Consider the following 12,105-nt stretch of genomic DNA (forward strand, 5'->3'; position numbering starts at 1 on the left):
ATGAGTGGCACGACGAGTGTGCCCGGGCTGACCTTCGGCCCGGAAGGCTTCACTGCGCCTGCTGAACTGGCGGTCCTCGACGGCGTGATGGCCGACATGAGCGCGGCATTCGGGGGCGGGCTGAACCCGAACCTGGACACGCCGCAGGGCCAACTTGCCAGCAGCTTCACCGCGATCATCGGCGACAAGAACAGCCAGATGATCGAGGTCCAGAACATGGTGGACCCGGCCACGTCCGAGGGGCGCTGGCAGGACGGCATTGGGCGCATCTACTTCATCGAGCGCAACCCGGCTGAACCGACGACGGTGACGGCAACCTGCGTCGGCGCCGCCGGCACGGTCATCCCGGTCGGCGCGCTGGCGCAGGCGACGGACGGCAATCTCTACCGCTGCACCACGGCGGTGACGATCCCGAGCCTAGGCAGCGTGGACACCACCTTTGAGTGCACGGTGACCGGGCCGATTGCCTGCCCGGCAGGCTCGCTGAACCGCATCTATCAGACGATCCCGGGCTGGGACACGATCACCAATGCCGGCGATGGCATCCCCGGTGCCGATGTCGAAACGGCCTCGGCCTTCGAGGCGCGCCGTGCCGCCTCCGTCGCGCTGAACGCCCAGGGCAGCCTGCCTTCGGTGCGCGCCGCGGTGCTGAACGTGCCGAACGTGCTGGATGTCTACACGGCGGAAAACACTACCTCGTCGCCGCTTTCCATCGGTGCGGTCGTCCTGGCGCCTCACTCGCTCTACGCGGCGGTCGTCGGCGGGGAAGGCCAGGCCATCGGTGAGGCCATCTGGGCGAAGAAAAGCCCCGGCTGTGACACCAACGGCAACACTACGATCACGGTGCAGGACACCACCTACAGCCCGCCCTATCCGTCCTACACGGTGAAATTCGAGGTCCCGGACCCGGTGCCGGTGCTGTTCACGGTCCGGATCGCCAACAGCGCGACGGTGCCGAGCGATGCTCTGACCCAGATACAGGCGGCCATCGTCTCGGCCTTCTCGGGCGGTGATGGCCAGGCGCGGGAGCGGATCGGCGGCACGGTATATGCCAGCCGCTACTACAGCCCGGTGGCCGCGCTCGGCTCTTGGGCCCGCATCGTCTCCATCCAGATCGGCGCTGGCGCTGCGTCGGCCTTCACCGGGGCTATCGGTGGCTCGACGCTGACGGTCAGCGCCGTGGCCTCGGGCGCTCTGGCCGTGGGGCAGCGCGTCGAGGGCGCGGGCGTCACGCCTGGCACCCGCATCACTGCCCTGGGCACGGGGACGGGCGGAACAGGCACCTACACCATCACGCCGGCGCAGACGGCCAGCAGCACCGCCATGACGGGCGTGGCGCTGGGCGACAGCGTGGCGGTCGAGATCGATGAAGTGCCGACCGTGGCCGCGGCGGACATCTCTCTGGTGCTGGTCTGATGCAGAACCCGGACGCGACCATCATCAGCCAGTACGCCAACAGCCCCACGCTGCGCCTGCTGATCGAGACCGCCAACCAGTGGATAGACCCCGGCGCGGACATCGACGCTTTCTACGATCTGGTTTGGAACGTCGATACCGCCCAGGGCTACGGCCTGGACGTGTGGGGGCGCATCGTTGGTGTCGGCCGGAACCTGACCATCGGCAGCCCCCCGCCGTATTTCGGATACGAGACAGGCACAGCGAGCTTCCGCCCCTTCAACGAGGCCCCCTTCTGGAACGGCACGCCGGTCACGCAGAACTATCGCCTGGCTGACGACGCCTATCGGGTGCTGATCCTGACCAAAGCGATGGCGAACATCGCAAGGACGGACATCCCCACCCTGAACCAGCTGCTGGGGCGCCTCTTTGCCGGGCGCGGCCGCGCCTACGTCAATGACCTTGGCGCCATGCAGATGCGCTTCACCTTCGAGTTCTACCTGGAGCCCTACGAGCTCGCGATCATGACCCAATCGGGGGCGTTGCCGCGCCCGACCGGCGTTGACGCGACCATGATCCAGATCCCAGCCGGCGGCACCTTCGGGTTTGCTGAAGGCGGCGCGGGCTCCCCGTTCGGCTCCGGTACTTTCCTCTCTCAGGGAGCTATCGCCCATGTTGGCTAGCGGCATTCCTACCCGCGTGTCGGTTCCTTTCGCCAACAGTGGCGATCGGAACACCATCCCCGTTCCATCCCAGATCGGCGTCACCCCCGGCCTCGCCAGTTTCACCACTGGGTTCCCGCCGCTGACCATGACGCCGATCGAGGCGGGCGGCGTTCCTCCCTTCGGCCAGGATATGAACGGCATCCTGTATGCCATGTCGGCTTGGAACCGCTGGCAGGCAGCCGGCGCCCCGGTGGCCTATGACGCGGCGTTCGCGACCGCGGTCGGGGGTTATCCGAGGGGGGCACGTCTCGCGTCCAGCGCCGCTGATGGCCGCGAATGGCTGAACCTGATCGACAACAACACGACTGACCCGGACGCTGGCGGTGCGGGCTGGATGTCGCTCGGGGGCGGCAACGACAACTTCACCGCCAGCGCGACCCTGACGCTGCGCCAAGCCGGGCTGGTTTCCGTCACAGCGGCGGCGGGGAACGTGACACTGTCCCTGCCGGCTGCGACGGCGGCGGGCGGCCTGGCGTTCGGCTACGAGATCAAGCGCTACGACGGCACCGGCAACAGTGTGACGATCTCGCCCGCTGGCTCCGACACCATCGACGGGGCGGCCAGCTTCATCTTGGCGCGCGGGAACAGCGTGACGCTGGTGAGCAATGGCGTGAACGGGTGGTTCACGCTGGCCGAGGCCGTGGTGGATCGCTCTCTGGCCGGTACGGGTTGGATGCAGCTTCCCGGTGGCCTGATCATGCAGTGGGGAGACGCCAACGCATCCAATGCGAGCGATGTGTGGGTGACATTTCCCCTCACCTTTCCCACGGCCCTCTACTCGCTGACGGTCGGGCATCTGTCGAACAACACGTTCGGAGCGGTGGGCGCGAACACGGCCACAACGGCCGGCTTCTATTTGGCCTCCTACGGCCCGTCCGGACGGACCAATGCCGTCACCAACTACATCGCTTTGGGGGCCTGACATGGACGTCTTCTGGTCAGCCACCGCGCGCGGCTTTTTCCTGGCCGGCACACAACCCTCCGACGCCGTTGCGGTCACTCCCGAGCAGCATCGCCAGCTTCTGGCAGGACAAGCCGCAGGTCAGGAAATCGCAGCGAACGAAGATGGCGCCCCAGTACTGCGCGATCCAGTGCCGCCGGCCATGACGGCCGATGAAGCACGAGCGCAGCGTGATAGGCGGCTCGCGGCCTCCGACTGGACGCAGATCGCGGATAGCCCCCTGGCCGCCCCGGAGCGCGCCGCCTGGGCTACCTACCGCCAGGCGTTGCGGGATGTGCCGGAGCAAGAGGGCTTCCCGGCGGCCGTCACTTGGCCTGACCCGCCGGGCTGAACGCTCATGCTCGGGATGACGTACTTCGACTGGCCGGTAACGGTCGGCGACAATGACGTGCGCCTATTCTTCGTCCCCGAGGGCGACACGTCCATGGATCTGACGGGTAGCACGCTGCGCCTGTCGATCACCTGGAGCGGGGGCGAGATCGTCCTGTCCAGCGCCTCGCCGGTCGTCATCGACGACCTGCAGTATGGCATCTGGCTGGAAGATCAGGCGAACCCCCTCACCACGGGCTTCTTCGGCGTGCGGCTGACGGTCGAGCAGACCGATATGTTGCCAAATGAGCCAAACTGGTTCGGCCGCGCCGGCACCTACAACCCGCCCCCGGAACGAGCGCGATACGAGGTGCAGTACGAGGTGGATGGCGCTTCGGCCGTCATCGTCGCGGGCACCGTCATCGCCACGAAGTGGATCACCCCGAATGGTTGAAATCTACGCGCCTGGCGAGAGCCGGGTGGCCGTTGCCGCGCGCGCAGCGCGGGATGAGGCCGTGCAGGCAAGTGCCGCGACGGAGCGGACCGCTATTGGGGCGACGGCCTATTCCGCCACGTTGGCGCCCCTGGTGCTGACTGAGGACCGGAACGGCGTGATGGTCACCACGACCTTCGCGCCCGGCGTCATAACCGAGGTGTACGGCGCGCCCATCAACGAGACCTGGGTGACCACCATCACCGCCGGCAGCGTCGTAAAGGAACGGGTCTGATGTCTGTTACGGTCTCGATCCCCACAGTCGGCGGCATGCCGGTCGAAGATGCCAACCCCCTGCCGGTGCTTCCCGCCCGCGTCGCCAATGTGGTGACCGGCGCGCTGACCTCCGGCGGCCTGACCGGCGACGCGTTCATCCCCCTGGCGCCCGACTTCAATATCTCGATCTGGGGCAACTGGACGGGCTCGATCGCGCTGGAGCGCAGCCTAGACGGCGGCGCGACTTGGCTTCCCTACACATACAGCGACGGCACTGCCGTGGCGTGGAGCCTCAACATCAGCACGTCCTGGGCGGAGCCGGAGGCGGCGATCCGCTACCGGCTTCGCGCCGGCAACATCACCGGCACCGCCAACTGGCGCCTGAGCCAGTAGGAGACCCCACACATGGCAATCCTGATGGCGCCGGGGCTCTCTCGTGGAGCCTCGCGCAGCTTGTCGCGCCTGTCCCTGCATCGCCACGGCCTGACCTAGGCCTCTCTCCAATCCGACCCGGCAACCTGCCCCACGATGGGAGCGGGGCGCTTTCGTGCGCGTAGCGGCGCCGAACCAGAAGGCAAATCCCCATGAAAATCACGGTTGTGCCGCTGCCCGCAGGGGTGGTGACGCTGCTCTGCGCCGACGCGGTGCGGAATTACCTCACCGTCGTCAACATCGACGTGAACGACGCCTCGATGAGCGACAGCAGCAGCGTGACCGCCGGGAGCGGCTGGCCGCTGCCCGCCGCGTCGAACGCCGGCGGCCAGGGCGGTGGTTACGAATGGAGTGCCAGCCAGACCCCGCGCGGCGCGCTTTACGGCATCAGCACCGTCGGCACGCGCATCTGCGTGATGGAGGGCTGATCCATGGCGATCATCCAGCCGCCTGGGATCAATGCGCGGCGCGCCGTCGTCCTGAAAACGCCACAGACACGTCGCGCCCAGCGTGTGCACATTCGTGGCTTCACTGGCATCACGGGCCGCACCAGCCACGTCACGGCCGCCATGGCCGGGGGCTATACCTGGGTCCGCGCCTGGTTCGCTAATGACAGCGCGACACCGTTCACGGTGGACAAGCTGACGTTCGCGGCCACGGCCGTGGCGACGGACAGCAATCCGCGCGATGCTGGCGGAACCTCCATCGGCGGCTGGGTGCAAGGCTGGTTCGATGGCGCCGGGGTGGACACACTGCCGGGATCTACCGCACAGACCGCGGCCAGTATCACGGTTCCGGCGGGGACCGCCGCCAATCCGTCCTATGTCTGCTCCGATTGGCTGCTGCTGGCGCCCATCGACCGTGCCGACGGCGACTGGCGACGCTACCTGATGTGCCGCGCCTACACCTCCGGGGCGTCGCGCTGGGCCACGCGGCCGGACCTGACCTGGGACAGCCCCACCGTCAATCTCGGCCGCCTGTGGACGATGTATGATGGCGCTGGCGACCAGACCACCACAGCCACACTGCTGACCGAGGGGCTGCGCGGCGCAACGCTGGCCCTGGAGGCGATCAGCGACCGCAGCGGTCATGTGTTCATGGCCGTCGGTGACAGCCTGACGCAGGGCCAGGGCAGCACCAGCGATTACGCGACCTGGGGGCATATCGCCAGCGCGGCCCTCTCCACCTCGGCCCTGCCGATGAGCTTTGTCAACGCGGGCTGGTCAGGCCAGACGACCCTTCAGTTCTACGACCGGGGGCGTGGCGAAATCGCCCGGTTCCGTCCCACGATCTGCGCCATCGCGCCGTGGTCGCCCAATGACACGCTCGACCTTGCCAACGCCCAGCGCGGCTACTCGCGTGCGATGGCCATGGCGCAACAGGTTCGGGACGGCGGCGGCATCCCGGTGTTCTGGACGCCGATGCCCACCGACCGCATCACCACGACCACGCAGGAGGATGCGCGGCTGTGGGTGGTCAACAAGCTGCGGGGCCTGCGGGACAGCGGCAACATCCTGCTCGCGGATTTCGACGTGCTGCTGACGGATGGCGCCTATCCGGCCCGCATCAAGGCATCGCTCACCGTGGACGGCACCCACCTCAATGACGCCGGATATGCGTTGTGCGGGGGAGCCATGCAGGCGGTTCTTCGGCTGGTGGCGGCGTGACCGAGCGCGCCCTTGGCAAAGGGGACGGATAACTGATGCCCCAGACCGCAGAGCTGGCCGAAATCAAAGATACCCTGCGCCAGTTGGCCGACAGCATGGCCAAGGCCGAGGAACACCGCACTGCAAATCGACAGCAGCGAGACGCCTCCATCGTTGCGGCCATCGCTGAGGTGAAGGGCAAGGTTGAGGCCCCATGGAGCCGGTTCGTCGCCCCCGTTGGCACGATGATCGGCACCCTCATCCTGGTGGGCGGCCTGCTCATCGCCTACGGGCGCAATGACGCAGCGCTCGTCGCGCGTGTGATCGCGGTCGAGCAGTCGGTGCAGACCGCGGGCCGCCTTCGCGACCAGCAGCAGGAGGGAATGCGCGACAGGCTGCGCGCCCTGGAGCAATCGGATCAGGTCGCCAGCGAGCGCACAAACCAGATGCTCCAATCCCTCGCCACCATCACCGCCCAGCTCCAGGCACAGACCGTGCGGCTGGAGGAAGTGCTTCGGCGGCAGGACCGGCTGGAAAACCGCCTGGGCGCCAGGCCGGGCAGCGAGGCACCGGAGCGACCGACCGCCTTTGAGGCGCCGCTCACCGGGCGCGACATCTGAACCATAGGAGGCCGTGATGGCTGACCCGAAAGCGAGCCGGGGGTTCAAGAACAAGAACCCCACCAATCTGCGCTTCATCCGTGACCCGAAGCGAGCATGGAACGGGCAGCTTGGCCTGGGTGATCAGTGGATGCCTGAGCATCTGCGCGGCATGGCCGAGTATGCGACCCACGCTCTCGGCATCCGCGCTGGCGTCGGCCAACTGGTGGTCAACCAGACGCGCAACGGGCTCGACACGATCTGGAAGCAGATCAATTCCTGGGCGCCGGAAAGCGACGGAAACGACCCCGTGGTCTATGCCCGCAGCGTCGCCACGGCGCTCGGGGTGGACATGCACGCCAAGATCGACGTGCGCCCTTATCGCGTGATGAAGATGGTGCTGGCCGCCATCATCAGCATGGAGTGCGGGGGCATGCCCTACACCCAGGCTGAGATGGACGAGGGCATGGCGCTCTACGGCATCACGGAGTTCAGCCAGCCGGCGCCCGTCTCCACCATCCGCCAAGCCGCCACAACACCCAGCGGAACGGCGGTCGCGAAGGCGCTGGGCACCTTGACCCCGCTTGCTGCGTTGGCTCCTGTCGCCACGGCGGTGGGCGGCATCCCGTGGCAGACGCTGAGTGTGCTGCTGATTGCGGCCGGCATCGGCATCGCCGTGTGGCAGTGGCAGCAGCGCAAGGACAAGGCGGCGTGATTGCCCTCTTTGCCGGGCTGTGGAGCCGCATCCACGTCTACGTCGCCATCGCAGGCGCAGCGGTGGCCATCCTGACCGGCGCCTACATGATCGGCAAGCAGAGCGCGCGCACGGACGAGATACGCCGCTCGGCCGAGCGGATCGCAAACCAAGCCAGGGAGAGAGCGCATGTGGAGGTGGACGTGGCTCGCGAGCCTGATCCTGCTGAGCGGCTGCGGCGTGACTGGAGCCGTTGATTGCTCGGCATGGCGCCCGATCCTGACGCACACGCCGCCACGCGATATGCCTCGCGCCCAGGCTGCTGAGGCAGGCTTCGACGTGCTGACCGATGAAACCGTGCGTGCGCTCCTGGCCCACAACGAGACGGGACGCCGCCTCTGCGGGTGGGGATAGCGCCCGTTTTATGCTCATGCGAGATTAGCCCGGTCGTTTCCCGTGCGCGGAGGGCTGGATGCAAATCGTAGGCAAGGCAGCGCTGAACACTATCAAGGGGCACGCGGAAGGCCTCTGGGTGGAATTCAAGCAGAGTGGGTGCACTATTATTATTGGCGAGGGGTGCGACCTTAGCCAGCTGAAAATCCACTGCCACGCCCGCGATTGTACCGTTAAGATCGGCAGGAACTCCATCATCAAGGGCGACATTTTTCTGAAATCACCGGGGCGATACGTGGTCATCGGAGATAACCTACGAGCCCGTAGCGCCACCTTCATGAACGTCACGGGTGGCGACATCACCATTGGCGACGACTGCCTGTTCGCGAGGGTGAAGTTACGCACGTCCGATAGCCATCACATCAGGGATGCGGCGAGCGGCGAAATCCTCAACCCGCCTGGCGATATCAAGGTCGGCAACCGGGTCTGGCTTGCGGAGGATGTGCTGCTGCTGCGGCGCGCCGAAATCGGGGACGATTGTGCTATCGGCACACGGGCAGTCGTCACGGGGAAAATCCCGCCCGGCTGCGTGGCAGCGGGCGCCCCGGCTAAGGTGCTGAGAGAGGGCATCCGCTGGGAGGAATGATGAGTGTATGTTCACTTTCCACGAAGCCGTTAGCCTGACAAACATAGCCAAGAAGCCAAGTAGGTAGAGGCCACATGATCGACGTGCCCGAGGGCGACATTGAAGGTAATCTGGTGGTGAGCGGTCTGCGTCGCCTTGCGGATGCCATCGAGCGCGGAAATTTTGGCTTAGTGGAAACTGCGGTCCTCGTTATCAATGGCGAAAACGTAAACGTGTTCCCGCTGGGGGACAAAGCTGGGAAGGCGCACGCTGTGATGGCGTTGCAGCTAGGCTCACAGTTGTTGCTTGAGCCGCTGGTTCGTGCCGCCTCGCCCTTTGGCGAGGCATGAAAGACAGCCCTTAGTCCATCGCTGCCGCAGATAGCAAAACCGCCCGGAGTTGCCCCCGGGCGGCTGATCCGTGTGCCGTAGCGACACGGGGTTCCGCCGGTAAACCGACGGCGCGGGTTCGACGGGCCTTCTGAGGCGATCCCCCATATCTCCCGCCCGGAGAGCGTGCCCGAGGCGTCCCCCAGTGCCGTGTTCCCCAAACTGAAACTGCGGCGGGTTCCCTACAGCGCCGGGCTACCGGATCGAACGGATGCCCCACACCCAACACCAGAGTAGCGCCTAGGCCTAGGTCGGCCAGCCGCCGCAGCCCCAGCATTCTAGCCGGGGCGGGGTGGGAAGTCGAGAACAGAACGTGATTCCCCACCTGCACGACTGCACGGATTTTGCACGGATCGGAGCGCGTATTTGCGACTCTGGGCGCACTCTTGCGGACAATGCCGGGCCCGGATAACCTCGACGGACCAAGCAATATCAATGAGTTGATGGTGCTGCCAGAGAGGATTGAACTCTCGACCTCTCCCTTACCAAGGGAGTGCTCTACCACTGAGCTACGGCAGCAGCGTTGCGGCGCCTTCTAAGGGGGTGCCTGCCGGTTGGCAAGCCCCCTCCCGCACCGCAAATCCCCTCCTACTCGGCCGCGAGGCGCGAGATCAGCGGAACCTCGCCCTCCTCCTCGCCATCCCAGTAATGCAGGCGCTCCGCACGCACCTTGATCAGCACGATGCCCGGCGTGTCGATGCCCTGCGGCCACCAGCGGTCCAGATCGCTCGTCCAGTGTTCGGCGAATCGCGCCTTGTCGCGGATCAGCGCCGCGCGGCCGCTGACGGAAAGGAAGAACGGCCGCATGCCCAGCAGGCCGGACGTGCCCTGGAAGCTCAGGTTCACATGCGGATCGGCGGTGATGTCGCTCACCATCAGGGCCGATTCCTCGGTGAAGAACCAGGAATCGCCGTCGTATTCGACATCGCGGTTGTTGCTCATCGGCCGGGCCGCTACGGCGCCGCCCTTCGTGCGCGTCACCAGCATCGCATAGTCGATGTCGCGCATCTTCTCGGAAACCTGTTCGATCGTCATGGTCATGGGCTTGGTCCTCCTTCCTGGGGGGAACGCCCCAGGGCCGCCCCGGTCACCCACCTATCCGCCACAGCAACGTTGACGGGGCGGGCCGGAAGAAGGCATCCATGCGCCCCATGAGCGCCCCTGACGCCCAAGCCGCGAAGACCCCCGCCCCCAAGGGCGGCGATGAGCGCGAGGCCCGCCTGGCCGCCGCCCTGCGCGAGAACCTGCGCCGCCGCAAGGCCCAGGCCCGCGCCCGTGCCGATTCCCCCGCCCCCGACCCCAGCCAAGCCGAAACGAAGCCCCAGACCTGATTTTCCCGCCATTGCCGCCCCCCGGGCAGTGGACTAGACCGTCGCAGCCCGAACCCTGAGGGGGAGTTCCGCCATGCCCATCATGCCCGATACCTGGATCCGCCGGATGGCGGAGGAACATGGCATGATCGAGCCGTTCTCTCCCGCGCAGAAGCGGGAGGGCATCATCAGCTACGGCCTGTCCTCCTACGGCTATGACGCGCGCTCGGCCGATGAGTTCAAGATCTTCACCAATGTGGACAATGCGGTGGTGGACCCCAAATCCTTCTCGGATACGGGTTTCGTCAGCCGCAAGCAGGATGTCTGCATCATCCCGCCCAATTCCTTCGTGCTGACGCATACGGTGGAATACTTCCGCATCCCGCGCGACGTGCTGGTGATCTGCCTCGGCAAATCCACCTATGCCCGCTGCGGGCTGATCGTGAACGTGACGCCGCTGGAACCCGAATGGGAGGGCCAGGTGACGATCGAGATCAGCAACACCACCCCCCTGCCCGCCAAGGTCTATGCCAATGAAGGCATCTGCCAGTTCATCTTCCTGAAGGGCGAAGGCGCGCCCGAGGTCAGCTACGCGGATCGTGCCGGCAAATACATGGGCCAGCGCGGCGTGGCCCTGCCGAGGCTCTGAAGCATCATGGACCGTATCCGCATCCGCGGCGGCCGTTCGCTGAACGGCACCATCCCCGTCTCCGGCGCCAAGAACGCCGTCCTTGCCCTCATGCCGGCGGCCCTGCTGGCCGACAGCCCGCTGCACCTGTCCAACGTGCCGGATTTGGCCGACGTGGCCACCATGTCGGCCCTGCTGCGCCAGCTCGGCCTGTCCGTCGAGCATGACAAGGCCGCCAAGACCCTGGTCATGAACGGCAGCGCGACCTCGAACGAGGCCCCCTACGACATCGTGCGCAAGATGCGCGCCTCCGTGCTCGTGCTGGGGCCGCTGGTGGCGCGCCACGGCATCGCGCGGGTTTCCCTGCCCGGCGGCTGCGCCATCGGCACCCGGCCCGTGGACCTGCACCTCAAAGGTCTGGAGGCCATGGGGGCCACCATCACCGTCGAGGCAGGCTATATCGAGGCCCGCGCGCCCGAGGGCGGCCTGAAGGGCGCGCGCATCATCTTCCCCGTGGTCAGCGTGGGCGCGACCGAGAACCTGATGCTGGCCGCGGCCCTCGCCGATGGCGAGACCGAGCTGGTCAATGCCGCGCGTGAGCCCGAGATCGAGGACCTGGCCCTGTGCCTGATGCGCATGGGCGCGCGCATCGAGGGCTTAGGCACCGGCCATCTGCGCATCCAGGGCAGCACCAGCCTGACCGGCGCGCAGCACCCCGTGCTGCCCGACCGCATCGAGGCCGGCAGCTTCGCCTGTGCGGCCGCCATCACCGGCGGTGAGGTGCTGCTGGCCGGCGCGCGGCTGGAGCATCTGGGCACCGTGGCCCGCGTGCTGCGCGAAGCAGGCGTGGGCGTGAACGAGGAACCGGCCGGCCTGCGCATCAGCCGCCTCAACGGCCTGCACGGCGTCGATGTGGTGACCGAGCCCTTCCCCGGCTTCGCCACCGACATGCAGGCGCAGTTCATGTCCCTGATGTGCCTGGCCCAGGGCGCCAGCATGGTGACGGAGACCATCTTCGAAAACCGCTTCATGCATGTGCCCGAGCTGAACCGCATGGGCGCGCGCATCAACGTCCATGGATCGAGCGCCATCGTGCGCGGCGTGCCCTCGCTGTCGGGCGCGCCGGTCATGGCGACCGACCTGCGCGCCTCCATCTCGCTGGTGCTGGCCGGGCTTGCCGCGCGCGGCGAGACCATCGTGAACCGCGTCTATCACCTCGACCGCGGCTATGAGCAGCTGGAGCAGAAGCTGGCTGCCGTGGGCGCCGATATCGAACGACTGAGCTGATCC

18 protein-coding genes and 1 tRNA gene are annotated in these 12,105 nt (G+C 66.7%); 17 read left to right on the forward strand and 2 right to left on the reverse strand.

What is annotated here, in order from left to right; all coding sequences use genetic code 11:
• The 14 genes from EOD42_RS16900 to EOD42_RS16965 all read left to right on the forward strand — a co-directional run bounded on the left by EOD42_RS16900 (nucleotide 1) and on the right by EOD42_RS16965 (nucleotide 8,838).
• Nucleotides 1-1,416, forward strand: coding sequence for a baseplate J/gp47 family protein (locus EOD42_RS16900; protein WP_127788749.1), 1,416 nt, complete (start codon nucleotides 1-3; stop codon nucleotides 1,414-1,416).
• Complete coding sequence (locus EOD42_RS16905; RefSeq protein ID WP_127788750.1) at nucleotides 1,416-2,078, forward strand: DUF2612 domain-containing protein; 663 nt, start codon at nucleotides 1,416-1,418, stop codon at nucleotides 2,076-2,078. The genes EOD42_RS16900 and EOD42_RS16905 overlap by 1 nt, the downstream gene beginning before the upstream one ends.
• The gene (locus EOD42_RS16910; protein WP_127788751.1) at nucleotides 2,068-3,042 is read left to right on the forward strand and encodes a gp53-like domain-containing protein; all 975 of its coding nucleotides are present in this window, start codon (nucleotides 2,068-2,070) and stop codon (nucleotides 3,040-3,042) included. The genes EOD42_RS16905 and EOD42_RS16910 overlap by 11 nt, the downstream gene beginning before the upstream one ends.
• Nucleotide 3,043: 1 nt before the next feature.
• Complete coding sequence (locus tag EOD42_RS16915; RefSeq protein ID WP_127788752.1) at nucleotides 3,044-3,412, forward strand: tail fiber assembly protein; 369 nt, start codon at nucleotides 3,044-3,046, stop codon at nucleotides 3,410-3,412.
• 15 nt (nucleotides 3,413-3,427) lie between these two features.
• The gene (locus tag EOD42_RS16920) at nucleotides 3,428-3,844 is read left to right on the forward strand and encodes a hypothetical protein (protein ID WP_127788753.1); all 417 of its coding nucleotides are present in this window, start codon (nucleotides 3,428-3,430) and stop codon (nucleotides 3,842-3,844) included.
• Nucleotides 3,837-4,118 carry a hypothetical protein gene (locus EOD42_RS16925; RefSeq protein WP_127788754.1) on the forward strand — a complete coding sequence of 94 codons (282 nt, stop codon included), beginning with the start codon at nucleotides 3,837-3,839 and terminating at the stop codon, nucleotides 4,116-4,118. The genes EOD42_RS16920 and EOD42_RS16925 overlap by 8 nt, the downstream gene beginning before the upstream one ends.
• Nucleotides 4,119-4,153: 35 nt before the next feature.
• On the forward strand, nucleotides 4,154-4,492 hold the full coding sequence (locus EOD42_RS16930; RefSeq protein WP_164867986.1) for a hypothetical protein: 339 nt from the start codon (nucleotides 4,154-4,156) through the stop codon (nucleotides 4,490-4,492).
• Nucleotides 4,493-4,683: 191 nt separating this feature from the next.
• A complete protein-coding gene (locus tag EOD42_RS16935; RefSeq protein WP_127788756.1) occupies nucleotides 4,684-4,959 on the forward strand; it encodes a hypothetical protein in 276 nt (91 codons plus the stop codon).
• A gap of 3 nt (nucleotides 4,960-4,962) precedes the next feature.
• Nucleotides 4,963-6,198, forward strand: a complete 1,236-nt coding sequence (locus EOD42_RS16940) for an SGNH/GDSL hydrolase family protein (protein ID WP_127788757.1) — start codon at nucleotides 4,963-4,965, stop codon at nucleotides 6,196-6,198.
• Between the two features lie 35 nt (nucleotides 6,199-6,233).
• A complete protein-coding gene (locus EOD42_RS16945; RefSeq protein ID WP_127788758.1) occupies nucleotides 6,234-6,797 on the forward strand; it encodes a hypothetical protein in 564 nt (187 codons plus the stop codon).
• 16 nt (nucleotides 6,798-6,813) lie between these two features.
• Nucleotides 6,814-7,491: a hypothetical protein gene (locus EOD42_RS16950; RefSeq protein ID WP_127788759.1), complete on the forward strand. Its 678-nt coding sequence runs from the start codon at nucleotides 6,814-6,816 to the stop codon at nucleotides 7,489-7,491.
• Complete coding sequence (locus EOD42_RS26030; protein ID WP_164867987.1) at nucleotides 7,488-7,727, forward strand: hypothetical protein; 240 nt, start codon at nucleotides 7,488-7,490, stop codon at nucleotides 7,725-7,727. Before EOD42_RS16950 ends, EOD42_RS26030 begins: the two co-directional genes overlap by 4 nt.
• A 215-nt stretch (nucleotides 7,728-7,942) precedes the next feature.
• On the forward strand, nucleotides 7,943-8,509 hold the full coding sequence (locus EOD42_RS16960; protein ID WP_127788761.1) for an acyltransferase: 567 nt from the start codon (nucleotides 7,943-7,945) through the stop codon (nucleotides 8,507-8,509).
• 74 nt (nucleotides 8,510-8,583) lie between these two features.
• Entirely contained in the window at nucleotides 8,584-8,838 is a 255-nt protein-coding gene (locus EOD42_RS16965) for a hypothetical protein (protein WP_127788762.1), read from the forward strand.
• 483 nt (nucleotides 8,839-9,321) lie between these two features.
• Here the strand turns inward: EOD42_RS16965 and EOD42_RS16970 are convergent.
• Both EOD42_RS16970 and EOD42_RS16975 read right to left on the reverse strand, forming a co-directional pair.
• Nucleotides 9,322-9,396, reverse strand: a tRNA-Thr gene (locus EOD42_RS16970).
• A 69-nt stretch (nucleotides 9,397-9,465) separates the two neighbouring features.
• Entirely contained in the window at nucleotides 9,466-9,918 is a 453-nt protein-coding gene (locus EOD42_RS16975) for a pyridoxamine 5'-phosphate oxidase family protein (protein ID WP_127788763.1), read from the reverse strand.
• Nucleotides 9,919-10,028: 110 nt separating this feature from the next.
• On the opposite strand from EOD42_RS16975, the gene EOD42_RS16980 reads away from it, so the two are divergent.
• The 3 genes from EOD42_RS16980 (at nucleotide 10,029) to murA (ending at nucleotide 12,102) form a co-directional block, all read left to right on the forward strand.
• A complete protein-coding gene (locus EOD42_RS16980) occupies nucleotides 10,029-10,208 on the forward strand; it encodes a hypothetical protein (RefSeq protein ID WP_127788764.1) in 180 nt (59 codons plus the stop codon).
• Nucleotides 10,209-10,281: 73 nt separating this feature from the next.
• Nucleotides 10,282-10,836: a dCTP deaminase gene (gene dcd, locus EOD42_RS16985; RefSeq protein WP_127788765.1), complete on the forward strand. Its 555-nt coding sequence runs from the start codon at nucleotides 10,282-10,284 to the stop codon at nucleotides 10,834-10,836.
• Nucleotides 10,837-10,842: 6 nt separating this feature from the next.
• Nucleotides 10,843-12,102 (forward strand): UDP-N-acetylglucosamine 1-carboxyvinyltransferase, encoded by a 1,260-nt coding sequence (murA, locus tag EOD42_RS16990; RefSeq protein ID WP_127788766.1) that lies wholly within the window; start codon nucleotides 10,843-10,845, stop codon nucleotides 12,100-12,102.
• The last annotated feature ends 3 nt before the right edge of the window (nucleotides 12,103-12,105 follow it).

Origin of the sequence: Rhodovarius crocodyli (assembly GCF_004005855.1) — a bacterium.
In the GTDB taxonomy this organism is placed as follows: domain Bacteria; phylum Pseudomonadota; class Alphaproteobacteria; order Acetobacterales; family Acetobacteraceae; genus Rhodovarius; species Rhodovarius crocodyli.